At 53.7% G+C, this 255-nt stretch carries 1 rRNA gene; it reads left to right on the forward strand.

Annotation, left to right across the window (positions count from 1 at the left end):
- Positions 1-208: ribosomal RNA gene (locus MW695_RS22415) — 16S ribosomal RNA — on the forward strand; the annotation flags it as partial.
- Between the last annotated feature and the right edge of the window lie 47 nt (positions 209-255).

Raw genomic sequence — 255 nt, forward strand, 5'->3', positions numbered from 1 at the left:
CCGGAATTGCTAGTAATCGCGGATCAGCATGCCGCGGTGAATACGTTCCCGGGCCTTGTACACACCGCCCGTCACACCACGAGAGTTTGTAACACCCGAAGTCGGTGGGGTAACCTTTTGGAGCCAGTCGCCTAAGGTGGGACAGATGATTGGGGTGAAGTCGTAACAAGGTAGCCGTATCGGAAGGTGCGGCTGGATCACCTCCTTTCTATGGAGTAACTAACTCTAATCGACGAACAACCTCGGTTGTTTGAC

It is taken from the genome of Halalkalibacter sp. APA_J-10(15) (genome assembly GCF_023017105.1).
GTDB lineage: Bacteria > Bacillota > Bacilli > Bacillales > Bacillaceae_D > Halalkalibacter.